General features: G+C 27.0%; 24 protein-coding genes. 13 read left to right on the top strand and 11 right to left on the bottom strand.

Annotated elements, in window-relative coordinates:
- Nucleotides 1-8: 8 nt before the first annotated feature.
- From ACQY5W_RS06240 to ACQY5W_RS06230, 3 genes are read left to right on the top strand one after another with little or no spacing between them, the layout of a single operon-like run.
- Nucleotides 9-719, top strand: a complete 711-nt coding sequence (locus ACQY5W_RS06240) for a hypothetical protein (protein ID WP_428024092.1) — start codon at nucleotides 9-11, stop codon at nucleotides 717-719.
- The gene (locus tag ACQY5W_RS06235; RefSeq protein WP_428024091.1) at nucleotides 706-2,412 is read left to right on the top strand and encodes a molybdopterin-dependent oxidoreductase; all 1,707 of its coding nucleotides are present in this window, start codon (nucleotides 706-708) and stop codon (nucleotides 2,410-2,412) included. The genes ACQY5W_RS06240 and ACQY5W_RS06235 overlap by 14 nt, the downstream gene beginning before the upstream one ends.
- The gene (locus ACQY5W_RS06230) at nucleotides 2,399-3,583 is read left to right on the top strand and encodes an MFS transporter (protein WP_428024090.1); all 1,185 of its coding nucleotides are present in this window, start codon (nucleotides 2,399-2,401) and stop codon (nucleotides 3,581-3,583) included. The genes ACQY5W_RS06235 and ACQY5W_RS06230 overlap by 14 nt, the downstream gene beginning before the upstream one ends.
- Here ACQY5W_RS06230 and ACQY5W_RS06225 read toward each other — a convergent pair.
- Together ACQY5W_RS06225 and bioD are read right to left on the bottom strand one after the other, a co-directional pair.
- On the bottom strand, nucleotides 3,578-4,378 hold the full coding sequence (locus ACQY5W_RS06225) for an RMD1 family protein (RefSeq protein WP_428024089.1): 801 nt from the start codon (nucleotides 4,376-4,378) through the stop codon (nucleotides 3,578-3,580). The two genes, ACQY5W_RS06230 and ACQY5W_RS06225, sit on opposite strands and share 6 nt — an antisense overlap.
- A gap of 39 nt (nucleotides 4,379-4,417) precedes the next feature.
- Nucleotides 4,418-5,053, bottom strand: coding sequence for a dethiobiotin synthase (gene bioD, locus ACQY5W_RS06220; RefSeq protein ID WP_428024088.1), 636 nt, complete (start codon nucleotides 5,051-5,053; stop codon nucleotides 4,418-4,420).
- 55 nt (nucleotides 5,054-5,108) lie between these two features.
- Between bioD and clpS the strand changes: the two genes are divergently transcribed.
- The 6 genes from clpS (at nucleotide 5,109) to ACQY5W_RS06190 (ending at nucleotide 11,302) form a co-directional block, all read left to right on the top strand.
- Complete coding sequence (clpS, locus tag ACQY5W_RS06215) at nucleotides 5,109-5,408, top strand: ATP-dependent Clp protease adapter ClpS (protein WP_428024087.1); 300 nt, start codon at nucleotides 5,109-5,111, stop codon at nucleotides 5,406-5,408.
- Between the two features lie 3 nt (nucleotides 5,409-5,411).
- A complete protein-coding gene (clpA, locus tag ACQY5W_RS06210) occupies nucleotides 5,412-7,646 on the top strand; it encodes an ATP-dependent Clp protease ATP-binding subunit ClpA (protein WP_428024086.1) in 2,235 nt (744 codons plus the stop codon).
- Between the two features lie 13 nt (nucleotides 7,647-7,659).
- Nucleotides 7,660-8,277, top strand: a complete 618-nt coding sequence (locus ACQY5W_RS06205) for a c-type cytochrome (RefSeq protein ID WP_428024085.1) — start codon at nucleotides 7,660-7,662, stop codon at nucleotides 8,275-8,277.
- Entirely contained in the window at nucleotides 8,277-9,017 is a 741-nt protein-coding gene (locus tag ACQY5W_RS06200) for a ferredoxin-thioredoxin reductase catalytic domain-containing protein (RefSeq protein WP_428024084.1), read from the top strand. The genes ACQY5W_RS06205 and ACQY5W_RS06200 overlap by 1 nt, the downstream gene beginning before the upstream one ends.
- A gap of 238 nt (nucleotides 9,018-9,255) precedes the next feature.
- Nucleotides 9,256-10,194, top strand: coding sequence for a hypothetical protein (locus ACQY5W_RS06195; protein ID WP_428024083.1), 939 nt, complete (start codon nucleotides 9,256-9,258; stop codon nucleotides 10,192-10,194).
- 10 nt (nucleotides 10,195-10,204) lie between these two features.
- Complete coding sequence (locus ACQY5W_RS06190; RefSeq protein ID WP_428024082.1) at nucleotides 10,205-11,302, top strand: leucine-rich repeat domain-containing protein; 1,098 nt, start codon at nucleotides 10,205-10,207, stop codon at nucleotides 11,300-11,302.
- Here ACQY5W_RS06190 and ACQY5W_RS06185 read toward each other — a convergent pair.
- Genes ACQY5W_RS06185 through panB form a run of 3 tightly spaced genes read right to left on the bottom strand, consistent with a single transcriptional unit; the run spans nucleotide 11,299 to nucleotide 14,152 of the window.
- Complete coding sequence (locus ACQY5W_RS06185; RefSeq protein ID WP_428024081.1) at nucleotides 11,299-12,357, bottom strand: AI-2E family transporter; 1,059 nt, start codon at nucleotides 12,355-12,357, stop codon at nucleotides 11,299-11,301. The genes ACQY5W_RS06190 and ACQY5W_RS06185 overlap by 4 nt on opposite strands.
- Nucleotides 12,354-13,370, bottom strand: coding sequence for a Holliday junction branch migration DNA helicase RuvB (ruvB, locus tag ACQY5W_RS06180; protein ID WP_428024080.1), 1,017 nt, complete (start codon nucleotides 13,368-13,370; stop codon nucleotides 12,354-12,356). The genes ACQY5W_RS06185 and ruvB overlap by 4 nt, the downstream gene beginning before the upstream one ends.
- 2 nt (nucleotides 13,371-13,372) lie before the next feature.
- Nucleotides 13,373-14,152 carry a 3-methyl-2-oxobutanoate hydroxymethyltransferase gene (gene panB, locus ACQY5W_RS06175; RefSeq protein WP_428024148.1) on the bottom strand — a complete coding sequence of 260 codons (780 nt, stop codon included), beginning with the start codon at nucleotides 14,150-14,152 and terminating at the stop codon, nucleotides 13,373-13,375.
- Between the two features lie 255 nt (nucleotides 14,153-14,407).
- Between panB and trpA the strand changes: the two genes are divergently transcribed.
- From trpA to ACQY5W_RS06160, 3 genes are read left to right on the top strand one after another with little or no spacing between them, the layout of a single operon-like run.
- A complete protein-coding gene (gene trpA, locus ACQY5W_RS06170; RefSeq protein WP_428024079.1) occupies nucleotides 14,408-15,148 on the top strand; it encodes a tryptophan synthase subunit alpha in 741 nt (246 codons plus the stop codon).
- Nucleotides 15,149-15,150: 2 nt separating this feature from the next.
- A complete protein-coding gene (locus ACQY5W_RS06165) occupies nucleotides 15,151-15,888 on the top strand; it encodes an arginyltransferase (RefSeq protein WP_428024078.1) in 738 nt (245 codons plus the stop codon).
- A 34-nt stretch (nucleotides 15,889-15,922) separates the two neighbouring features.
- The gene (locus ACQY5W_RS06160) at nucleotides 15,923-16,261 is read left to right on the top strand and encodes a hypothetical protein (RefSeq protein ID WP_428024077.1); all 339 of its coding nucleotides are present in this window, start codon (nucleotides 15,923-15,925) and stop codon (nucleotides 16,259-16,261) included.
- 11 nt (nucleotides 16,262-16,272) lie between these two features.
- Here the strand turns inward: ACQY5W_RS06160 and feoB are convergent, their stop codons facing one another.
- Both feoB and ACQY5W_RS06150 read right to left on the bottom strand, forming a co-directional pair.
- On the bottom strand, nucleotides 16,273-18,390 hold the full coding sequence (gene feoB / locus ACQY5W_RS06155; RefSeq protein ID WP_428024076.1) for a ferrous iron transport protein B: 2,118 nt from the start codon (nucleotides 18,388-18,390) through the stop codon (nucleotides 16,273-16,275).
- The gene (locus ACQY5W_RS06150; protein WP_428024075.1) at nucleotides 18,378-18,614 is read right to left on the bottom strand and encodes a FeoA family protein; all 237 of its coding nucleotides are present in this window, start codon (nucleotides 18,612-18,614) and stop codon (nucleotides 18,378-18,380) included. Before ACQY5W_RS06150 ends, feoB begins: the two co-directional genes overlap by 13 nt.
- 134 nt (nucleotides 18,615-18,748) lie before the next feature.
- Here ACQY5W_RS06150 and ACQY5W_RS06145 point away from each other — a divergent pair, with 134 nt between their 5' ends.
- Entirely contained in the window at nucleotides 18,749-19,198 is a 450-nt protein-coding gene (locus ACQY5W_RS06145) for a Fur family transcriptional regulator (protein WP_428024147.1), read from the top strand.
- 94 nt (nucleotides 19,199-19,292) lie between these two features.
- Here ACQY5W_RS06145 and ACQY5W_RS06140 read toward each other — a convergent pair whose 3' ends face one another.
- The 4 genes from ACQY5W_RS06140 to ACQY5W_RS06125 form a co-directional block, all read right to left on the bottom strand.
- On the bottom strand, nucleotides 19,293-19,622 hold the full coding sequence (locus ACQY5W_RS06140) for a DUF2325 domain-containing protein (RefSeq protein ID WP_428024074.1): 330 nt from the start codon (nucleotides 19,620-19,622) through the stop codon (nucleotides 19,293-19,295).
- 111 nt (nucleotides 19,623-19,733) lie between these two features.
- Nucleotides 19,734-19,931: a hypothetical protein gene (locus ACQY5W_RS06135; RefSeq protein WP_428024073.1), complete on the bottom strand. Its 198-nt coding sequence runs from the start codon at nucleotides 19,929-19,931 to the stop codon at nucleotides 19,734-19,736.
- Nucleotides 19,932-20,228: a hypothetical protein gene (locus ACQY5W_RS06130; RefSeq protein WP_428024072.1), complete on the bottom strand. Its 297-nt coding sequence runs from the start codon at nucleotides 20,226-20,228 to the stop codon at nucleotides 19,932-19,934.
- Nucleotides 20,229-20,247: 19 nt separating this feature from the next.
- Nucleotides 20,248-21,132 (bottom strand): response regulator, encoded by an 885-nt coding sequence (locus tag ACQY5W_RS06125; protein WP_428024071.1) that lies wholly within the window; start codon nucleotides 21,130-21,132, stop codon nucleotides 20,248-20,250.
- Nucleotides 21,133-21,244: the final 112 nt, after the last annotated feature.

Below are 21,244 nucleotides of genomic sequence, written 5' to 3'. Positions count from 1 at the left end.
GGAAATTTATGAAAATTATTAGTTTTGTTCTTTTTTTATGTAGTTTTGTATTTGGGATGGAATATTACTCAAAATTAGAACCGTATAATAATTATGTTGTAAAATCAGCAGTGAGTGGAAAAATTATTTTTTCAAATGATGAAGTTGAAGGAAAGTCTGTAAATAAAAAGACAAAAATTATTGAGATAGATCATGCTGTTGATAAAATTGATTTAGCTCAAACGAAAAATAAACTAGAAGTTTTAAATTCAATGTTAGATATTCAAGAGAAAAATTATAATAGATTATATAAGATCTCTTCAAAATCTGCTTTTGAAAAAGATAATCAAAAAATTCAAGTGTTAAATTTACAATCATCAAAAAGTGATTTACTAATAAAAATTGCAAATTTAGAAGATACTATTAAAAATAAACAACTTTTTGAAGAGAATATGTATATTTATAATATAAGTGTAAAAAAAGGTGATTATGTAACTCCTGGGACATTACTATATGAATCAAAAGATTTAAGTAAAGGTAAACTTGAAGTTTTTATTCCTATCTCTGACTATGACTCTATTTCTAATAAGACAATTTATTTAGATGGTCAAAAAAGTGATTTAAAAATAGATAAGATTTATAAAGTTGCAGATAGTAAACATATCTCTTCTTATAAAGTAGAAATAGTAGTTGACAAACCAAAAGTATTTTCAAGGTTAGTAAAAATTGAGTTTAAATAACAAAGTAGCTTGTCCACTTGATTGTTTTGATGCCTGTGAAGCAGTTTATGAAAATAGTAATTTTAGAGGGAGTAAAGAGCACAAAGTAACAAATGGAAAGATGTGCGTAAATTTTGCTAACTTACTAAAAGAAGATTTTTTAGTAAATCCATATTTTAAAAATGAAAAAATATCTTTAAATAAATCATTAGAAATATTAGTAGAAAAATTAAAAAGTACAAATCCTAAGAAAACTCTTTACTATAAAGGAGCTGGAAACTTAGGCATTATGCAAAGTGCTCCTAAAACTTTTTTTGCTAAATATGGTTCAGTTTTGACTCAAGGAAGTTTATGTGATGGAGCAGGAGATGTTGGACTTACGCTAGGTCGAGGAAGAAATGTAAATCCTCCCATTCAAAAACTTATTGACTCTGATGTTATTATTTGTTGGGGAAGAAATTTTTCTGTTACTTCTCCCCATATGTACAATTTGGTAAAAGATAAAACCTTTATTACTATTGACCCATTAAGAACTTCAATTGCTAAAAAATCAGAATTGCATATTCAACTTAATCCTAAAACTGATTATGAACTTGCCTTACTTTTTAGTAAATATCTAAGTGAAAATAACCTTGAAGATAAAGAGTTCATTGAAAAATACTCAAGTGGTGTAAAAGAGTTTTTAAATATAGTAAATAAAAAAGATATAAAATCTTACCTACAAACAATAGGAATCACAAATTTAGAACTTGAAAAGTTTTTTGAAATAATTAAAAACAAAAAAGTATCAATTATGGTTGGTATTGGTATTCAAAAATATTTTGAAGGTTCACAAATTATAAGAACAATAGACTCTTTTGCAGCATATTTAGGTGTACATAATAAAGATGCTGGTGGACTATGGTATTTGGCAGATTCTGCTTATGGATATGATAAGCCACTTAAAGCTTCACCATTAAAAAAAGTTGATTTGCCAGAAGTTGATTTTGGGGAGTATGAACTTGTCTTCATTCAAGGGGCAAATCCTGTTGTAAGTGCTCCAAATACTAAAAGAGTAGTTGATGGTTTGAAAAAGAGTTTTGTAGTCTTTTATGGTACAGTATTAAATGATACAAGTATATATGCTGATTTGATTATTCCTTCTTCTGATTTTTTAAGTAAAAAAGATTTGAGACTATCATATGGGCATGAATTAAAAACATTTTCAAATGCTGTTAAAACTAAAAATGAAAATACAATTACTGAGTATGAATTAACTTCTTATTTAAACGATGCTTTTTCATTTGAAAAGTTAGATAAAGAAGAGAGTATTTTAGATTATTATATAAATCACAAAGTAAAAGATAGTTCATTTATTGATAATTTTAAATTTATAGAAGATATAAAAATTAAAAATTTATATGAAGATAAAAAAAGCAGTCAATTTTATTTGGTAATGGCAAAAAGAAAACAAAATCTAAACTCTCAATTTAAAAGTGATGATAAACTATATTTACATCCAAACTCTGGCTTCAAAGAAGGTTCTTTTGTAAAAGTCTCATCACCATATGGAGAAGCAAATTTTATTGTTGCTTTAAGTGAAGATATAAAGGATAACTCATGTCTTGCTTATGCAGGTAATAAAAAGGCAAATTACCTAAATACTTACAAAAGCGATGAGTTCTCTTCTTCTGCTATTTTTCAAGAGGTCTTGGTAAACATTGAACTATCGTGAACTTTTAGTTAATTATCCCCTTGTAAGAAAGCTTTCACTTCTACAAGTAATTGCATATTTTGGAGCTTGGTTTTCTAATGTAGCTATTTATACTATGCTTGTAGAGTTTGGCTCAAGTGCTATAGCTATTTCTGTTGTAACTGCTATGCACTTTATTCCTGCTATTGTTATTGCTCCTTTATCTGGTACTATTATTGATAGATTTAAAATAAAACCTCTTATGTTGACCCTTTTAAGTACAGAATTATGTATGACACTTTTGCTTTTATTTATTAACAGTAAAGATGATATTTGGCTTTTGATGATACTTATTTTTATTCGTATGAGTAGTGCTTCTATGTTTTTTTCGGCTGAAATGACTTTGTTACCCAAAATAGTATCAGGTGATGTTTTAAAAAAAACAAATGAAATACACTCAATTATTTGGTCATTTACTTATGCCTTTGGTATGGCAATAAGTGGGCTTGTAGTAAATTATTACGGAGTAAAAACGGCTATTATTTTAGATGCTTCATTTTTTATTTTGGCAATAGTAGTTTTTTTAAATATTGATTTTAAAGTAGAGATAATACATACAAAAGAGAAAATTTTATCTATGATAAAAGGTGGATTTTTATATATTAAAAATAATAAATTAGTTTTACACCTTTTGATACTTCATGCTTCAGTTGGTATTACAGCTTTTGATACACTTGTGACATTATTGGCAAAAAATGAGTACAAATATGTTATTGCAGTTCCTTTATCTATTGGTATTACAAATGCCATAAGAGCATTAGCTCTTATGGTAGGACCCTTTATAATCACAAATTGGGTAAATAAAGATAGATTGACTTTGCTTTTTATTTTTCAGGGATTAGCTATTGTTTTATGGGGAATTTTTCAATTTAATTTTTATTTAGCTTTAGTGATGGTTTTTTTCACAGGTTTAACCACAACCACTATTTGGTCAATTACTTATGCTTTTATACAAGAAAGAGTTGAACATAAATATTTAGGACGTGTAATATCTTACAATGATATGATATTTATGTTATCAAATGTACTTACAACTTTTTTTATAGGAATTATGGCAGATATTATTCCTCTTAGTTTTATTACTATAATTTTAGGTTTTGCTTTTTTTGTTGTAGCTTTTTATTATAAAAAAATGATTCTAGGTAGTTTATAAATTAGGCTTTACAATATATTCATAAATTGAAAAGAATACTTCAATAACAATTAACCAAATAATAATCCACTCTAAGAATTCACTAGATTTTTGATTAACTCTATCTGTTGCAAAGTCAACTGATTCTTTTAGGTATGACATTTTATATTCAACAACTTCAAATCTTGATTTTAGTTCTAGTTGAAGGGCAAGTTGATTATATAGAGATTCTAACTCAATATCATCCCATAAAATATCTGGTTTATCTAGCAAATAAAGTTTATTAAGTATATCAAATCTCTCTTTTGCAATGCTACTTGCAAAACTCATTAATCCTGCTCTATCTTTTATTCTAAGTTTTTCCAATTTGTCATAAATTGATTTACTTTCAACCATTTTTTTCTCTAAAGATTTTTCACTAATTTCTAATCCAACACTTTGTGAAAGAGCTAAAGATATAATAGAAGCAATTGATTTATTAAATTTATTGTATTTTATTGTGTGTTCATCGATACTTGGTTTTATATATTCTTCATCAATTATCATTGGATAATCTTGATTTATAAGAGCTGTATTGTAACTATGTGACTCTTTTATATCAAGTCTTGCTAAAAATGATTTTATCTCTTCATGGGAAAAATTACAAAATGTAATTATTCCAAAAGAAGAGGCAAAAATATATTTATCATTTGTAATTTCACCCACCAAAGATTTTTCAATAGTAGTAAGAATAAGACCAGGAAACTCTTCTTCTAAATCTTTTTTTGTGATTAAAACTGGCATTTCAACAGCAACAAATAAAATATTTTTTGACATAGATAACCTTTTGATTTTTATTATTATATCTTTGTTTGGTTACAAAATATCATCTAAATAAAAAACTTCACCAAAATAATCCTTGTAAAAAGGTAAGGTAACTTCATCAAAACTATCTTTATCTTCAAAAAGGTTTATGTACCAATCAAAATCAACATCTCTATTTTTTAAAGCTTCTTGGGAAAGAAGAGTATCATTTATACTTCCTAGCCGACTTGGAGATATTAAAATAGCTTTTGAGTTAAATGTTTTAATTAAATCAACTATAAAAAAGTCTTTTAAAATAGGTACCATCAAACCACCAGCACCTTCAATAATCAAAATATCACAAAGTTTTTCTAGCTCTTTTTTCCTTTGTACTAAAAATTCTAAATCAATGTTTACATCTTTTTTAGCAACATAAGGAGAAGCTGGAAGTTTAAATTGATATGGAACAACAAAATCAATATCCACATTAAAATCTGGATTTAACTTTTTTGTTAATTCTAGCATAGCTAAACCATCAACTGGAGCATCAATAACACCTGTTTCAATAGGTTTAAAGTATCCAACTTTAAAGCCATCTTTTGTAAGTTTTTTTAAAAATATAGAGGCAGCATAAGTTTTACCAACATTCGTATTTGTTGCACTTATAAATAAGCTTTGATTTAAAACGTAATTTTTCTTTTTTATCATTGTAAATTCTTTTTTGGTATAATATTATTTGATTTTATCCTAAAAAGGTTTTAAGTTGGCAAATGAGTTTGAAATAGAATTAAATGATGATTTAGAAGTGCAAGAGCCAAAAAAGTATAAGGTTTTATTGTTGAATGATAATTATTCAACTATGGATTTTGTAATTGATATACTTGTTAAGATTTTTAAAAAAAGTACAGATGAAGCTACTGTTATTATGCTAAATATTCATAATAATGGAAAAGAAGTGTGTGGTGTTTATACCCATGAAATAGCTTCAACAAAAGTTATGCAAGTGAAAAACTTAGCTAGACAAAAGGGCTTTCCTTTAAAAGCTATAATGGAAGAAGAGTAAATCATGATAAGTAAAGAATTAAGAGAGATATTTGCGCAAGCTGTATCCTATGCAAAAAGTAGTAAGCATGAGTATTTAACATTAGAACATATATTTCTAATGTTATTAAATGATGAGTTTATTTCTAGCATGTTAAATGATTTGGGATTAGATACTAAAAAAATATTTAATGATACAAAAACGCATATTGAAATAAGCACTCCAAGGCTTCCTGATGATATAAATGATGAGCCAATAGAGACTACAACATTAACTTCTGTTATTGAGCATATGGTTGCCCATACACAAACTTCTGGTAAAGGTTATGCAAGCGTTGATGATATGTTTGTGGCAATTTTAAAAAATGAAAAATCATATGCAACTTTTGCTTTAAAAAGCCAAGGAATTGAAAGAATTGATATTTTAGAAGAGATAGCTCATAGAGATATTGAAGTTGATGTTCAAGATGAGAGTGATGAAGAAGATAATAGAAGATTAAATAAAAAAAATGAAGTTTTAGATAATAATTCCGTTGAGCTTGTAGCCTTAGCAAAAAAAGGTGAAATTGACCCTGTTATTGGAAGAAATAAAGAGATAAATAGGGTTATTCAAATTTTAAGTAGAAGAAAGAAAAATAATCCAATACTTGTAGGTGAACCAGGTGTTGGTAAAACTGCTATTGCAGAAGGTTTAGCTTTAGAGATTGCAAATGGTAATATACCTTCTATTTTAAAAGATTCAAAAGTATTTTCACTTGATATGGGTTCAATGTTAGCTGGAACAAAATATAGAGGTGATTTTGAGAAAAAATTAAAATCACTTTTAAAAGAGATTAGTAAAATCCCACACTCTATTTTATTTATTGATGAAATACATACACTTGTGGGAGCAGGAAGTGTTGGTGGAGGAGCTATGGATGCTTCAAATATTTTAAAACCAATGCTTTCAAATGGAAAACTAAGATGTATAGGTGCAACTACATTTGCAGAGTTTAGAAATGATTTTTCAAAAGACAAAGCACTTAGTAGAAGATTTGCTAAAGTTGATGTAAGTGAACCTACAAGTGAGGATTGTGTAGCTATTTTAGAAGGATTAAAATCTAAATATGAAGAGTTTCATAATGTGAAATTTAATAGAAAATCTTTAGAAATGGCAGTTGAATTAAGTAAAAAATATATTAATGATAGATTTTTACCAGATAGTGCTATTGATGTTATTGATGAGGTTGCTGCTACTAAAAAATTAGAGTTAAACCCTGATGGGAAAAATAAAAAACCTATAAATATAACAGCTATTGATATAGAAAATACAGTTGCACTTATGGCAAATATTCCACCAAAATCAGCTACAAAATCTGACTTGACATTACTAAAAACTTTAGAAAAAAATATGCAAAAAAGAGTTTTTGGACAAGACGATGCGATTACTTCTATAATTAAAGCAATTAAGATAAATAGAGCTGGTCTTGGAGGAGAGTCAAAACCTGTTGGAAGTTTCCTTTTTACTGGACCTACTGGTGTTGGTAAAACAGAAGTTGCAAAAGAGTTATCAAATCAATTGGGTATTCATTTTGAAAGATTTGATATGAGTGAATATATGGAAGCACATACAGTTTCTAGACTTATTGGAGCACCAGCAGGATATGTGGGATTTGAGCAAGGTGGACTTTTAACTGAAGCTATTAGAAAACATCCTCATTGTGTTTTATTACTTGATGAGATAGAAAAAGCACATCCTGATTTAATGTCAATTTTACTTCAAGTTATGGATAATGCAGAGTTAACTGATAATAGTGGAAATAAAGCAGATTTTCAAAATGTTATATTAATTATGACATCAAATTTAGGCTCATCAGAAGCAAATGTAATGGGATTTGCAAAGGATGATACTTTAAATGAGAATAAAGCAATCAAAAAATTCTTTGCTCCTGAGTTTAGAAATAGACTTGATACTATTGTAACCTTTAAGCCACTTACATTAGATATTGTTTCAAAAGTTGTTGGTAAATTTGTTGATGATATGAAAGCTCAAATTGCTGATAAAAAGATAGATATTGTATTGACTTCTAGAGCTAAAAATGAGTTAGCTAGACTTGGGTATGATAAAGATATGGGTGCTAGACCACTAAATAGAGTAATTGCCACTGAAATAAAAGATAAAATCACTGATGAGATTCTTTTTGGCAAACTTAAAAATGGTGGAATAGTTAAAGTTGATTTTGTAAAAGATGAATTTAAATTTGATTATAAAAGTTTATAAAATGGAGAAAAATATGAAGAAAATATTACTTAGTTCTATGGTTGCAGTTTTGATTTTTAATGGTTGTACAGAGGATAAAAAAGAGAAACAAAATATTGAACTTAAAACAGAACAGTCAGCTACACAAAGTAATAAAAATATTGAGATTATTAAAGAAAAAAGTAATGATATTTTAAACTCAAGTAAAGAAATAGTAAATGCTGTAAAAGATGAAACTTTAAAAGTTGTTGAAAACTCTAAAGATATTACAAATGATGTTGTGGCAAAAGCAAAGGAAGTTAGTGTTGATGTTGCAAAAGAAGCAAAAGTTATTACAAATAATGTTGCTGAAAATATCACTAAAAGTATTGATAAAGTAATAGAAACTAAAAATGATTCTGCAAATGATAATGCAAAAGCTTTATTTATAAAATGTGCTGGTTGCCATGGACAAAATGGAGAAATACATGCTCTAGGTAAATCTCAAAAGATAAATGAATGGGATGAAACAAAAATAGAAAATGCGCTTATTGGTTATAAAAATGATACTTATGGTGGAAATATGAAAGGTGTAATGAAAGCTCAAGTAATGCACTTAAACGAGGCCGATATAAAAGCATTGGCTAAATATATTTCTAAAATGGGAAAATAATGATAAAAAAGATTGATATCAATAGTGATGAGTTCCAAACAACCTTTGAACTAACAAGACAGTTTACAGATAAAGTTTGTGAGGAACATGGTTTTGTTTATAATCCTGAAGATGATGTAAATGAATCAATTCAAATGGGTTTAACAAGAAATAAACTTATATATGATAAGAGATATTGTCCATGTTTTATGGTAATAGGTGAAACACAAGAGGAAAAAGATAAAGCAGATAATAGACTTTGTCCATGTACTCCTGCACTAGAAAAAGAGATACCAAGTCAAGGTCACTGTCACTGTGGTATTTTTTGTACAAAAGAGTATGTCGATAGTTTAAATAATAGCACTAAAAAAGATGAAGAAATTGCCCATTCAAAAGGTTTTACAAAAGAAGAGTGTGAAAAAATTTTAACAAAATCTCAAATAAGTGCACTTGAAGTTGAAGCTTTACTTGAAGCTAGAGAATTAGGATTTATTGATTTTAATTTAGTAGATACAAGAGAGTGGATGGAGTGGGTAGGACATAGAATAAAAGGGACGGATTACTTAGTTCCAACAACATCATTTTACCAATCAATTGAAGTATTAGATGATAAAAAAGATATTCCAGTTGTTGTTTATTGCCACAGTGGAAGTAGAAGTGCATATTGTCAAACTATTATGCTTTCTAATGGTTTCAAAAGTGTTAGCAATTTAGATTATGGAATAATGTCTTATCAAGGTGAATTACTCTCTGGAGAATAGAAAAATTATTAAATAATTTTTCTATATTTCTTAATATTAGCATAAATATTTTTTTTCTAAAATTGTAAAAAAAATAAAAATCTCTACACATACCTATTTTTAGGCTTTTAAGCCTAAAAATAACTCGAATATCTAAAATAATTTTTAAAATAATTTTTTTCTTTCTCTAATTTTTTAAAAAAATGAAGATTAAACTTCTTGTATAATATAGTGTATTTATAAAAAAATTAAGGTACTTATGAAAGAGATTTTAAAGAGATTAGAAATCATTAAAAGTTGTATTGCAATTGAAGATGAAGAGAGCCTTTATCCTCAAGTTCATAGACTTTACTCTTTACAAATCGATGACAAAGTAAAAAACATACTCAAATTAATTGAAGATACAAATTTTCAAGAAGTTATAACTTTAATAGACAAATATCTATCTCAATTTTCATCATTGGTTATCCATGAAGACAAAGAAGTTCAAGGCTTAAAGTTAGAATTAAAGGTTTTAGAAAAAGAGCTTTTAATTTTAAGTTGTAAGATTGAAGAATATCACAACAAGATAAATGATTTTAATGGAAGATACCATAAAGAAGTTGGAGTATTGATAGAAGAGATACTTATATTAAGAGAAGAATACTTTGAATTTTTATATAAAAAAGAGGGTAAGAAGTATGAGTATGAGTATTTTGAAGCCAAAAAAGATTTTGAAAATTTTCATCAAGAGGTAAAAAAGTTTAAACTTGATGATCCCTTTGAACTTTCTAAAAAAGAAAAAATAGAGTTAAAAAGACTTTATAAAAAAGCTAGTAGATTATGTCATCCAGATATTATTGAGGATAGTAAAAAAGATAAAGCAGAAGAGATTTTTAAAGAGTTAAATGCAGCATATCAACAAAACAATTTAAAAAAAGTATCTTTGATATTAAATAGCTTATTAAATGGTGAAACATTTTCTTGTGATTCTGATGCGTTATTTGATAGAAATATTTTAAAAAATAAAATTGAATTAGCAAGGGAAAAAATAAAATTAGCTAAAACAGAAATTGAGATAATCAAAAAAGATGAAACTTTTATTTTAATAAATAAAATTGATGATTTAGATGAATATATATTTGAAATGAAACAAGAGTTAAAAGAAGAAAAAGAAAACTTGGTCGCAAAAATGCGTGAATATTCCACAACAATATAAAAGAGTAAATATGACTAGTAGAGCAGGGTTAATTATAAAAGGTACAACTCCATATATGGAGCTTTTTAAAAGCAAAACGTTAATTTTATATACTCAAAAAATTTTAGAAAATCCAATTGATATATTATTGGATGATTCTTGGGTTACACGAATTTTTGATTGGGCAGATGAAAATAAAATTGATGATTTGTATTATATTAATAAAGGTTTTAATAGTAAGTATCCAAGGGGATTACCAAGGGATAAACAAGCTTTATTGGATTTGGAAGAGTTAAATTTATCTAAATACAATCTGACATATTTGCCAAGAGAAATATGTAATTTAACCAAATTAAAAAAGCTACATTTATATAAAAATAGATTGAGATTTATCCCCAAAGAGATTAAAAATTTACAAAATTTAGTGGAGTTAAGTTTATCAAAAAATAATTTATCAAGATTGCCAGATGAAATATGTGAACTTAAAAATTTAGAAGTTTTAGCATTATTTGAAAACTCTTTAACTTCTTTACCTACAAAATTTGGACAACTTAAAAATTTAGTCAAGCTAAATTTGTTGGGTAATCAGTTAAGAATATTGCCAAGTAGTATTTGTAATTTAGAAAATCTTGATAGTTTAAGTATTTTTAACAATAAATTAGAATCTTTACCAAATGATATTGGGAATTTAAAAAATCTTACTGAATTACTTGTAAATCATAATTATCTTGTTGAATTACCAGAAAGTCTCGGTGAACTACGAAATTTACGAATATTGTGGTTATATGAAAATAGGTTGGAAAAACTTCCTTCATCAATAGGAAATTTACAAGAATTAACTGATCTTTGGGTTTATAGTAATAATTTAAAAACTATTCCAAATGAGGTATCAAAATTGTCAAATTTAAAAGAGTTGTGGTTATCAAATAATTGTTTAATTAACTTACCTCATAACTTAGATAATCTTTCAAAATTAAAAGAGTTTAATCTATCAAATAATAATATTACGCATCTTCCAAATGAGTTATCTTATCTTAAAGATTTAACTTGGCTAGAGGTAGATAAGAGCGTTTATTTATCAAATGATTTTGATGAATTTATTGAAAAAAATATAATTAATTTCAACTAAATTTCATCATCTACTTTTTTTATAGAATATTCATTTGAAAACTTTTTAAGTAGTTGAATAATTGATATAAAAAAGGTAACCATTGCAGGTCCAATAATCATACCCCAAAATCCAAATGTTGAAAGACCAGCTATTATAGAGAAAAAGATTAAAAGTTCATTGATGTTTGCTTTTGTTTTTACTACTCTTAAATTAATAAATTTAATTATGACTGGTTTTATAAATGTATCTGCAATAATTGAAATTATTACGATTGAATATATTGCAATTATAATTGCATTTGTGGAAGAAACAGTAAAACCTTCATATAATGCCATCGGAAGCCACATAATAAGTCCACCAACAACAGGAATCAATGAAGCAAATCCATATAATACTCCAAGTAAAATTCCATCATATCCAAAAAATGAAATAAATATTCCAAATAAAAAACCTTCTAAAATTGCTGTTGCAAGAATTGAGTATAAAACAACACTCATAACAGTTGATGATTCAAAAAATAGTGCACTAGCATCTTCTTTTTTTAAAGGAAGTAAGCTTTTAAGATAGTTTGATAATGGAATTGAATAAAAGTTAAAAAAGAAATAAAAGATTAATATCATTACCATATCAAGTATAAATTTTGCTGAATTTTTACCTAAATATGCTCCAAAAGATAGAAGATTTTCTATGTACGCTTTAATATTTATTTTATCAATAGCCTCCATTAATTGCTCTTTTACTAATGTAAAGTCATTTGGTAAAAGGGTAACCCATGATTCAAGTTTTGTCAGCATTTTTGCCAATGCTTGTTGGTCTATATTATTAATTAATGTTGCAAAAGAGAATACACAATAAATTAGTGGAATAAAAAATACTAAAGTTAGTATTATGGTCATAATTAATGAAGAAAAAAACTTACTAGGTATTTTTGCAGTTATGTATAGATTCAAAGAGTTTGTAGCAACAGCCAATAAAAGGGCAACGGTCATTGATTTTAAGTAAGGGTTAAAAAGTTCAAATAAAAAGTATAGGGTAATTGTTCCTATAATAATTAAAAAATTTTGTGGTTTCAAAATAGTTTACCTTCTGTAATAGGTGCTGTTAATCTAAATAGTTCATATGTTTTAACACTTGCAACTCTTCCTCTAGCTGTTCGTTCTATATATCCATTTGCCAATAAATATGGCTCAATGGCATCTTCAATTGTTCCTTCATCTTCACTCAATGCCGCTGCAATTGTTGATAATCCCATAGGTTTACCTCTATTTGATACTAAAAGTTCAAGTAAGTTTATATCCATCTCGTCAAAACCTGTTTCATTTACACCTAATTCATCTAAGGCATATTGACATCTTTTTAATTGAATTGATTGTTCATTTTCAACCTCTGCAAAATCTCTTACTCGTCTTAAAAGTCTAAGGGCAATTCTTGGTGTCCCTCGACTTCTTCTTGCAATCTCTAAGCTTGCATCTTTTTCACACTCTTTATTTAGTTTTGAACCAGCTTTTTGAATAATTTTTGATAATTCATCATGGGAATAAAATTGCATTCTAAAGTGCATTCCAAATCTTTCTCTAAGTGGATTTGATAACATTCCAGCTCTAGTTGTAGCTCCAATTAGAGTAAATCTTGGAAGGTCAATTTTTACAGTTTGTGCTGCTGGTCCACTTCCAATTATAATATCAAGTCTATAATCCTCCATGGCAGGATAAAGTATCTCTTCAACTGCTGGACTTAGTCTGTGGATTTCATCTATAAAAAGTATATCTCCTTCATCAAGATTTGTCAAAATTGCAGCTAAATCTCCTGATTTTTCTATCATTGGACCTGCTGTAATTTTAATATTTGAGTTCATTTCATTTGAAATAAGATAAGATAATGTAGTTTTACCTAATCCTGGAGGTCCATAAAATAAGATATGGTCCAGTGCTTCACCTCTTTTTTTACTAGCATCAATAAAAACACGTAGATTTTTTTTGATTTTCTCTTGACCTATATAATCATCCCACGATGAAGGTCGTAAGTTTACTTCAGTATTTTCATCTTCAAAAGAGATTTGTTCTACATTTACTAGTCTATCATCCACTTTTAATATTCCTCTTCTTTACTAGGAAAAGTTTTATTTTGAACATCAGATTTATATTGTTTAACAGCATCTTTTACAAGTTTTGCACCATCTAAATAATGTCTTACAAATTTTGGTTTAAATTCTTCAAAAAAGCCTAACATATCAGACCAAACTAAAACTTGACCATCAGTATCTTTACCAGCACCAATTCCAATTGTTGGAATAGAAACTGCTCGGGTAATTTTTTTTGCAGCATCTGACATAACACCTTCAACAACTATTGCAAAAGCTCCTGCTTTTTCTATAGCAATTGCATCTCGAATTAGTTTTTCTATATCCTCTTTTGTTTTACCTCTTACTTTATAGCCACCTTCACTTCTAACATATTGTGGCATAAGCCCAATGTGTCCCATAACCGCAATAGAGTTTTTTGTAAGGTGTGAAACAATTTCAGCTCTATCTTCTCCACCTTCAATTTTAATGGCAGCTGCATTGGTTTCTTGATAAACTTTTACAGCGTTTGTTAGTGCTTCATCTTTGTTAATATATGTGCCAAAAGGCATATCTAGTACAACAAATGCTTCTTTTGCCCCATTACATACAGCATTTGTATGATAAATCATTTGTTCAAGTGTTGCAGATAAAGTATCAGGTTTCCCAGCAAAACTCATATTTAAACTATCCCCTACTAAAATAATATCTGCAATCTCTTCAAAAAGTTTTGCAAATAGTGCATCATAGGCTGTTATCATTGTCAATTTTTTATTATTTTTTGCTTTTTTTATTTTGCTAATACTCATTTTTTCAAAACTAGCAGATGCGGTACCATTACTAGATGGTAAGTTTCCTTGAAAATCATTTTTAATAATACTCACTGAATAATCCTTGAAATTTATAAGTAATAATTGTATCTAAAATATCCTTTTTTTTGAAAAATCGAAATATATAGCTCTTTGATAAATATTTTAATATTTATTCTGATGTTTATTCTCATATCTCTTCAAGATAAAATTAGATAGAATAATTAAAAATTAATATTTTATTAGGATTATATTTTGAAAAAACTTGTTGGATATATTACTTCATCACTACCTGAAAACAATTTTACTTTAGATTTGGCATTATCAATGAGAGATGCAGGTGTTGATATTTTAGAATTAGGAATTCCATTTTCTGACCCCGTTGCTGATGGTCCAGTTATTGAAAAAGCAAATTTAATTGCTTTGGAAAATGGTTTTAAATTAAAAGATTTATTTGAAGTATCTGCAAAAATTGCACCTGAACTTAGAACTTTATGGATGGGTTATGCAAATCCATTTTATCATATGGGCGTTGAAAAGTTTTTTTCTAAAGCAAAAGAGTGTGGTATAAAAGGTGCTATTATCCCTGACTTACCATATGAAGAAGCTCTTAAATATCAAGATTTAGCAAAAGAATATAACCAATCAATAATCTCTTTTGTTGCTCCAACACATAGTGAAGAGAGAATAAAAAGGGTTGTGGAAAATTCAAGTGAATTTGTCTATTTGGTTGCATATGCAGGAATAACAGGTAGTGGTCAAAGCGAAGACTTGACATCTATAATAGAAAATGTTAAAAAATATACTCAAACACCACTTTATATTGGTTTTGGAGTAGATGAAAAAACTGCAAAAGAGAAAGCTAAAGGTGTAGATGGAGTAATAGTTGGTTCTGCATTTGTAAAACATATAATTGATGATAGTTTAAATAATAATGAAAAAATTAAAAGAATTTCAGCAATAGCTAAAGAGATAAAAGAAAAAATAAACGAGTAAAGATGCAGTTAATAAATGATGAAGTAGAGTTTGTTGAGAATAATAAAGATTGTTCTTATTTTGACAATGAAATATCTGATATAAGATACAGATACTTAAGAAATTGTACTCCTGATGATTATCAAAATATGCTTGAGCATGGTTGGAGAAGATTTGGAAGAATGCACTTTGTTCCAGAGTGTAATAATTGTACAAAATGTATAAGTATTAGAATAGATGTTGAAAATTATAAATTCTCTAAATCAGAAAAAAGAGTATTAGCTAAAAATAAAAATACAAAGGTTTATATTCAACCCCCTTCAATTTCAATCGATCATTTAAATTTATATGATAAATACCATAGCTTTATGAATGAAAAAAAAGGTTGGCCTTATTCTCCAATAGAGCCTATGGAGTATAATAGGTCATATGTAGAAGGTAAAACTTCATACACAAAAGAGTTTTTATATATGAGAGATGATAAGTTAATCGGTGTTGCTTTGACTGACATTTTAGATAAATCTATCTCTTCAATTTATTGTTTTTATGATCATAATTATGAAAAATTTTCAATTGGAAAATTTTCAATTTTAGCACAAATAAAAATTGCTAAACAACTTAAAATACCTTATATTTATTTAGGATATTGGATAAAAGATCATTTTTCTATGGGTTATAAAGAGGCTTATACTCCTTTTGAAGTCCTTGAAAACCGAGCTTCTTTGGAAGAAGATACTATTTGGAACAAATATAAGGTATAATAAACCTTATTGCACAACTATTTTAAGGATAGATATGAAAAAATTATTATTAACTGCATTTCTAATAATCTCATCTTGTGTTGCAAGTGATTATATTGGTAGTGAAGTTGATTGTTTAGTTATAAAAGAAGAGAATTCAATAATTTGTAAATATATGACAGAACGTTCAATCGAAGATAAATTCGTTACAATGGAGTGGATAAATCCAGAAGGGGAGATATCAAGAACTAGAAAAGTTCTTTTTCCATCAGGGCATGGTTCAGTGTACGATTTTAGATATTTAAGTGGTAGAGAACTTGGAGTTTGGACTTTTAGAGTAACAGATAAAGAACAAGTTTATAATACAACTTTTGAGATAAAAGCAGAAGAGTAATCACATAAAAATTATGTAACTACTTTTGCTATATTGTAAGTTATAAAAGATAAAACCCATGCTGTTGATGTTGTAAAAACAAATAGATAAACTAAGTATTTCCATCCTCCTGCTTCCCTTGTAAATACCATTGATGCTGCTAAACAAGGTATATAAATCATTACAAACATTATAAATGAGAGTGCTGAAGTTATTGGGATGTTATTTTTTATTTTATTAAGTAAAGTCTCACTTTGTTCATTTAATTCATCACCTAAACCATATAAAATACCTAATGTAGAAACAACAATCTCTTTTGCTGCAAGTCCAGTTTCTAAGGCAACTGTCATTCTCCAATCAAAACCTAATGGTTCAAAAAATGGTTGAGAAAATTTTCCTATAATTCCTAGATATGAGTTTTCAAGATTATATTGTATTAGAGTATTTTGTAACTCTTGTTTTTTTTCTTCACTTGTTGTTTGTTCTATTTGCATATTTATTTTTGTTTCAAATTCTATATCTTTTGGGTAATTTGATGCAAACCAAATTAATATTGATGCTGCAAGAATATATGTACCAGCTTTTCTTAAATACATTAATGCTTGATTTGAAACAGTATGCCAAACTAATTTAAAAGTTGGCAATCTATATTTTGGCATTTCCATTACAAAAGGTTCATCTTCACTTTTAAAAACAGTTATTTTTAAAAGTTTAGCTGCAATCAATCCAAGTAGGGCACCTGTAATATATATTAAAAATAGGATATTACCTGCATTTTCTCCAGCAAAAAAAGCACCAGTAAATAAAACATATATAGGTAGTCTTGCCCCACAAGACATAAATCCGATAATAAATAGTGTTAATAATCTATCCCTATCGTTTTTAAGTGTTCTTGCAGCCATATAAGCTGGAACTGAACACCCAAAGCCTGTAACTAAAGGAATAAATGATTTTCCGTGTAATCCAAATTTATGGAAAAAGCCATCAAGTAAAAAAGCAACTCTACTCATATATCCAGTAGTTTCAAGTAATGCAATTCCAAAAAATAGTATTACAATGTTTGGCAAAAATAAAATTACTGCACCAACTCCAGCTATAATACCATCACCAACAAGAGATGAAATTTCATTCTCTCCAAGTATATTTTTTGTACCATCTACTAATGAAGCAAAAAATGAGTCTATTATATCCATAGGAATACTACCAAGTTCAAAGGTAAGTTGGAAAAGTCCCCACATAAAAAATAGAAATATTGGGATTCCTAAAATCTTATTTATTAATACTGAATCAATCTTTGAGCTTAAATCTTTTTCATACTCTTTTTTTGATGTAATAACCTCTTGTGTTGCACCTCTTGCAAAGGCATTTTTTTCATCTGCAAAGATTTCATCTAAATCTTTTGTATTGTAGTGTAAATAAATATGTTCAAAGGCTTCATTTAGTAAAGGTTGAAGTTCTATCCAGATAGGTTCATCATGGAACTTTAAAAAAGTTTTTTTATCTTCTTGTAAAAGTTTAATAGCTACTTCTCTATAGTGAACATCACTTTCATATTTTTTTTCTATTAAAAGGGTTTTAATATTAGATATTTCTTCTTCAATTACATTTGAAAAAATTAGTTTTGATTCAAATTTAGGAGAGTTGTATTTTTCAATTAAAGTTTTTATTAAAGTATCTATACCTGTTCTATTTTTAGCAGATGTTTTAACACAAGGTTTACCAATTATTTTACTTAATTGGTTTTCATCTATTATTAATCCCTCATTGTCTGCTTCATCACTCATATTTAAAGCAATAATCATTTTTTTATCTAAGGCTAATAGTTCAGTTGTAAGGTATAAGTTTCTTTCTAGATTTGTAGAATCAAGTACATTTAAGATAATGTCATAATCACCTTTTTCAAGATAATTTTTTGTAACTTTTTCTTCAATTGTATATTCGTTTAGGGAATATGAACCTGGTAAGTCTGTGATTTGAAAAAGATAATCATTGTATTGGAATTCTATTTGTTTTTTTTCAACTGTAACCCCTGAGAAATTTCCAACTTTTAATTTAGAGTTTGAAATTGAATTAATAAGCATCGATTTACCAACATTTGGCTGCCCAACTAGAGCAATTTTTATCAATTTTTTTTCATTTAAATTTCGCATTCAGTTCTTTCTACTTCTATTGTTTTTGCTTCATTAATTCTTAATGCAATTTTTGTACTATGAAGTCTTATTTCGATTGTATTTTTTGAAATTGTTTGTTCAATAACATAAATTCTAGCACCTTTTGTTATTCCAAAAGAGTTTAGCCTATATTTTAAAACTTGTTCTGCAGTTACTTTTGTGATGATTCCACATTCACCTTTTTGTAATTCACTTAAATCCATATGTCCTCTTTAACTTACTTAAGTGCATATTGTATTCCAGAGTAATTAAATAAGTACTTAAATGATAGTAATTATCAGTTTGATTTTTTAAATTTTATTTGTTATACTCTTATGTTTAAATAAAAAGGACATTTATCATGAGTAATAACGAAGAATTTGAAGATATTAAAGAAGAATTAAAAAAAATTGTTAAGCAAAAGGGCTTAAAATATACAGAACAAAGAGAAATTGTTTTAGAAGTTTTATTAAATGCAACTGAACACTTAACAGCTGAAGAGATTTACAATGAAGTAAAACTTGCAAATCCTGATTCAAATATTGGAATAGCAACAGTATATAGATCTTTATCATTTCTTGAAGAAGTTCATCTTATCACTTCTATTACTTTTGGTACAGATGGCAAAAAGTATGAATCAAATACAAAAAAACATCATGACCACTTAATATGTATATCATGTGGTAAAATAGTTGAATTTATAGATGAAGAGATAGAAAAAAGACAAGATAAAATAGCAAAAGACAATGGCTTTAAAGTTACAAGTCATGTAATGCAATTACTTGGTAATTGTAAAGATTGCCAATAATATTTAAGGATTTCCCTTAAATATTATTCTATAGATTGTAAATATAAATTATGTTTTATACTCTTTTTTAATTTCTCAATTTTTTTAAAAATTTTCATTTTCTAGCCCCACAAATTCTGTCACAATTTTCGCAGTAATTAGAATCAATCATTTTTTTATATTCATCATAAACGCATGTTGAAGAGTGCTTTGTACAAATATAAGGTATGTTTTGTTTTTTTGCAATATTTTTGTATTTGTGCATTACATTGTGATTTAAAAATGAAGTTAACATAATGATACAATCAGTATCTTGTGGAATTTTTTTCTTAGGTGCAGAAGATTTTTTTCTAGCGTCCCAATGTTTTACAGAACTTGCTCCTAGCTCTTGTAATGTTGATATAATAGTTGATATCTTATCTCCACCAATAACTAAAACACTCATGACATATCCTTTAATAAAAGTTTATCATCTATATTGATAATAATTATTAAAATGATATTGAAAGTAAACTTAAACTTAAATTATATTGATATTTATTATCAATAAGTTTGGTTATTTTTCATCACAATCTTTTGTACAATAACCAAATAAAAGAGTTCTTATTACAAAAAATAGTATAGCTACAAGAAAAATTATACCTATAAATTTTTCAGTTGCAATTATATTTAAGTAGTCTAAAAATATGCCAGTAATAATAACTAATATATAAAATATTAGAACTCTTTTATCTTCTGGGATTAAAAAATACATCTATTTTTTTGAAGGAATATATCTAAAAAAGATATACAAAACAAATAACATAACAAATAAAATTCCTAAAGATGACAGGCTTAATACCATTTCTGGTTCACCACTTCCCCTTTGGTACTCTTTATTCATAAATAAAAATGTGACTGATAAAAGCATAAAAGAAGCGGTAATAACAGCAATTAGGTGAGAAAATACTTTATGAATTTTTGTTTTGTAAAAATCAAAAACTATTTTCCAAGTCAATCCTGCAGACACAATTGTTATGATAAGTATAATAATTTGTTCACTATTTTTCATTAATTAATTTTTCCTTTTATTATAAGTTTTTTAGAGTATTGAAACTATTTTTCATAGAATAATTTATGACGAAAATATCATCTAAACTTTCTTCTATAAATAGACTCTCAAGCCAATCAGATAGAATCTCTGCTAACTCTAATATTTGAAATGAGATTTTACTTTCATTTTCTAATAGATAAATGTCTATTTTATTCATATAATTTTTAATTTCATTTAATAAGTTACTTATTTCTGTAAACTCTGAAAAACTAAGAAGTAAGATTCTAGATTTTTCAATTATATTAGAAAAGTTTCTTATTGTATCTTCAAGTTTTGCTGAAAATTTAATCTCTTGTTCTAGTTCATTTATTTTTTCGATTAATTCTTTAATATCATCTTTATCAAATATATTTTCAGGGTATTCAGCTAATAGTTTTTTTGCACTTAGCATATGGTCATCTATTTGTTCTTCCTTATCAAAATAGATATATTCTGTATTTGTTTTTATTCCATCAGTTTGTTTTGGATTAATAATATTTTTAATATATCTATTAAGCATGATGTTTATAGTTTCTTGAGATAAAGGTTTTACGATAAAAGCGTTTGCTTTTAGTTCTTTTGCTTTATTTTTATTTTCATTATCATTTATAATTGCAGATGCCACAACTATTTTAGGCTGCAATGCTAATTGTTTATTTCGTATAAATTCTAATGCTTCAAAGCCATCCATAACAGGCATCATAATATCTAAAAAAATTATATCATATATACAATTTTCTACTTTATCGATAGCTTCTTTTCCATTTAAAGCTGTGTCAATTTTATATTTAGTTATGTTATTTTCTTCAAACCACTCTTCAATAAGCATTTCAAGCACATAAATATTTGCTTCATTATCATCAGAAATTAAAATATTAAACATCAAAAATCCTAATTTATTTATAATTATTTGATTATAACCAAAATTTTTTTGTTTAGACTAAAATAACTGTATATGATAGTAAAATAACTATATATGTTTAAATAAAAAATTT

This window comes from Arcobacter sp. (genome assembly GCF_050300555.1).
GTDB lineage: Bacteria > Campylobacterota > Campylobacteria > Campylobacterales > Arcobacteraceae > Arcobacter.
Note: the sequence above shows the minus strand (reverse complement) of the source record. Positions and strands in the feature narration are given on the sequence as shown.

Coding starts and splice junctions, on each gene's coding strand:
- ACQY5W_RS06130 (WP_428024072.1), bottom strand. CDS start 20,228: ATGAAAAATAGTGAACAAATTATTATACTTATCATAACAATTGTGTCT.
- bioD (WP_428024088.1), bottom strand. CDS start 5,053: ATGATAAAAAAGAAAAATTACGTTTTAAATCAAAGCTTATTTATAAGT.
- ACQY5W_RS06135 (WP_428024073.1), bottom strand. CDS start 19,931: ATGTATTTTTTAATCCCAGAAGATAAAAGAGTTCTAATATTTTATATA.
- ACQY5W_RS06165 (WP_428024078.1), top strand. CDS start 15,151: ATGCAGTTAATAAATGATGAAGTAGAGTTTGTTGAGAATAATAAAGAT.
- clpA (WP_428024086.1), top strand. CDS start 5,412: ATGATAAGTAAAGAATTAAGAGAGATATTTGCGCAAGCTGTATCCTAT.
- ACQY5W_RS06160 (WP_428024077.1), top strand. CDS start 15,923: ATGAAAAAATTATTATTAACTGCATTTCTAATAATCTCATCTTGTGTT.
- ACQY5W_RS06125 (WP_428024071.1), bottom strand. CDS start 21,132: ATGTTTAATATTTTAATTTCTGATGATAATGAAGCAAATATTTATGTG.
- feoB (WP_428024076.1), bottom strand. CDS start 18,390: ATGCGAAATTTAAATGAAAAAAAATTGATAAAAATTGCTCTAGTTGGG.
- ACQY5W_RS06200 (WP_428024084.1), top strand. CDS start 8,277: ATGATAAAAAAGATTGATATCAATAGTGATGAGTTCCAAACAACCTTT.
- ACQY5W_RS06195 (WP_428024083.1), top strand. CDS start 9,256: ATGAAAGAGATTTTAAAGAGATTAGAAATCATTAAAAGTTGTATTGCA.
- ACQY5W_RS06190 (WP_428024082.1), top strand. CDS start 10,205: ATGACTAGTAGAGCAGGGTTAATTATAAAAGGTACAACTCCATATATG.
- panB (WP_428024148.1), bottom strand. CDS start 14,152: ATGAGTATTAGCAAAATAAAAAAAGCAAAAAATAATAAAAAATTGACA.
- ACQY5W_RS06150 (WP_428024075.1), bottom strand. CDS start 18,614: ATGGATTTAAGTGAATTACAAAAAGGTGAATGTGGAATCATCACAAAA.
- ACQY5W_RS06240 (WP_428024092.1), top strand. CDS start 9: ATGAAAATTATTAGTTTTGTTCTTTTTTTATGTAGTTTTGTATTTGGG.
- ACQY5W_RS06205 (WP_428024085.1), top strand. CDS start 7,660: ATGAAGAAAATATTACTTAGTTCTATGGTTGCAGTTTTGATTTTTAAT.
- ACQY5W_RS06225 (WP_428024089.1), bottom strand. CDS start 4,378: ATGTCAAAAAATATTTTATTTGTTGCTGTTGAAATGCCAGTTTTAATC.
- ACQY5W_RS06140 (WP_428024074.1), bottom strand. CDS start 19,622: ATGAGTGTTTTAGTTATTGGTGGAGATAAGATATCAACTATTATATCA.